Genomic DNA, 2,195 nt, shown 5'->3' with positions numbered 1-2,195 from the left:
ACAGCCTAGATTTACCGCCAGAAAAATAAATCGCCAAAATCACAGTGAGATGTAGCCAGTTGGATAGAGTAATGACACAATTTTTTACTCTGTCTGCTGGCTTTGCTATTTTTTTCGGACATATTGAGGGATGAAAGAACTTTGTGCGATGCCTGCGGCGGGCTTTGCCAACGCTACTGTTAGGAGCTAAATTTAAGTAGGTAGAGTTTTGGAGTTGATCATGCTTAAGCAACTCATCTTAGAAAACTGGAAAAGTTTCCGTTATGCGGAGCTTCCACTTGACCCGTTGACTGTTCTGATTGGGACAAATGCAAGTGGTAAATCTAATGTGGTTGAAGCTTTGGAATTCTTGCAAAGAATAGCACGAGGTGAGAATATTGAAGCAGCTTTAGCAGGAGATAAAACACTTTCATCTATTCGCGGTGGTGTGGAATGGGCTGCAATTAAGCCAGAAACTGAATTTACATTAAAGGCACTGGTTCAAGGGGAGGATGATAAAACAGATTATTTTTACAGTATCACACTACAAACAATACCAGTTGTTCGGATTTTAAAAGAATGTATAAATATTGATGAATATTACAATAAAGATTCTCGCAATCAAAAATTATTTATTATAAATGTGGATGATAAAACAGCTAAAAGTCATTTGAGTAATTATGGTGGATTTAGTGTTGATATTTCTGATTTGTTTGAAGATTTTTCTTTCCAAGAATTCCATGAGGTAATCAAAGAAGAAATTAAACAAAAAATGAGATATGAAATTAAACAGAAAATGGAATTTGCTCAGAATAATCTAGACCATTTAATTAATTATGTAATTTTGCCGATCATTAAAAACATTTTGATTTTAAATCCTATTCCCTCCAAAATGCGTGATTATTCACGACTTTCTGACACCTTAGAAGGTGATGCATCTAACATTGCTGGTGTATTAGCAGGATTAACCGAAGAACAAAAAGCTGAAGTTGAATTAGCTCTATCTGAATACATCAAAGATTTTCCAGAAGGCGATATTCAAAAAGTATGGGCAGAAAAAGTTGGTAGATTCGGCACTGATGCCATGCTTTACTGTCAAGAAGAATGGAAACCTGGTCATATTACAGAGATTGATGCTAGAACTATGTCCGATGGTACTTTACGTTTTCTAGCAATTCTCACAGCATTACTCACTAGACCAGAAGGTAGTCAATTAGTAATTGAAGAAATAGATAATGGTCTTCATCCCTCGCGTGCAGAATTGTTGGTAAGAATATTACGGGAAATTGGCAGCAGAAGAAAAATTGATATTTTACTTACTACCCATAACCCAGCTTTGCTAGATGCTTTAGGCCCAGAAATAGTCCCTTTTGTGGTTGTCGCACACCGCGATAAAGAAACTGGAGAAAGCAAACTTACTCTTTTAGAAGATATTGAAAATCTTCCTCTTTTGTTAGCATCAGGAACTTTAGGCAGACTAGCAGCTAAAGGCGCAATCGAAAAGAGCCTTTCTGATAATAAGTAAAATTAAATATGAGAAAGGTTTTGATTATTGACACATCAATACTTTGCGTCTACTTGGGTGTCCCTGGTAAAGAGACTTGTGGCTCTGATAATGATAAATGGGATAAAAAAAGAGTTGAAGCCCGTTTTCAAGCAGAAGAAAAACAAGGTGCAAAGTTTATACTACCAATAGCAACAATTATAGAAACTGGTAATCATATTGCACAAGCTAACTCTAAACGATATGAAATTGCTCAAGCTTTCGGTAATATTTTAGTGAAAGTAGCAGATGGAGTTATACCTTGGGGAGTTTTTGAAACTCAAGTGGGTGAACTTTGGAATTCAGAACAATTAAAACAGTTAGCTAATGAATGGCCTACTTTAGCATCTAGAAAGATTTCCATTGGAGATGCGACAATAAAAACTGTGGCTGAATATTACGCCAAAACCAGTAGCACCTTTCAAGTAGAAATTTTTACAGGCGATGGGGGACTTAAAGCTTATGAACCAGCAACTCCAGCACCTACACGCCGAAGCAGTCGCACAAAAGGGTAAAATATCCTTAAGTGTAGGTGTAGTCCGCCGCAGGCATCGCTATTCACCTCTATTTACCCAATCAAAATAGAGCTTTTTCAACTAACTTATCATGAATTAATTTGGACAGGAATTGTGATAATAAACTCCGTTCCTTCTTTTACATTAGATATGAATTG

3 protein-coding genes are annotated in these 2,195 nt (G+C 36.4%); 2 read left to right on the top strand and 1 reads right to left on the bottom strand.

Annotated features, from left to right (window positions below; genetic code table 11):
* Positions 1 to 232 (bottom strand): hypothetical protein (locus ACWATR_RS39500; RefSeq protein ID WP_460345699.1); only part of this gene is annotated, 232 nt, incomplete at its 3' end.
* Between ACWATR_RS39500 and ACWATR_RS39495 the strand changes: the two genes are divergently transcribed.
* Both ACWATR_RS39495 and ACWATR_RS39490 read left to right on the top strand, forming a co-directional pair.
* On the top strand, positions 221 to 1,504 hold the full coding sequence (locus ACWATR_RS39495) for an AAA family ATPase (RefSeq protein WP_460345696.1): 1,284 nt from the start codon (positions 221 to 223) through the stop codon (positions 1,502 to 1,504). The genes ACWATR_RS39500 and ACWATR_RS39495 overlap by 12 nt on opposite strands.
* Before the next feature lie 8 nt (positions 1,505 to 1,512).
* Positions 1,513 to 2,037 carry a hypothetical protein gene (locus ACWATR_RS39490; protein ID WP_435022834.1) on the top strand — a complete coding sequence of 175 codons (525 nt, stop codon included), beginning with the start codon at positions 1,513 to 1,515 and terminating at the stop codon, positions 2,035 to 2,037.
* Positions 2,038 to 2,195 lie beyond the last annotated feature (158 nt).

Source organism: Nostoc sp. UIC 10890 (genome assembly GCF_054786515.1).
Note: the sequence above shows the minus strand (reverse complement) of the source record. Positions and strands in the feature narration are given on the sequence as shown.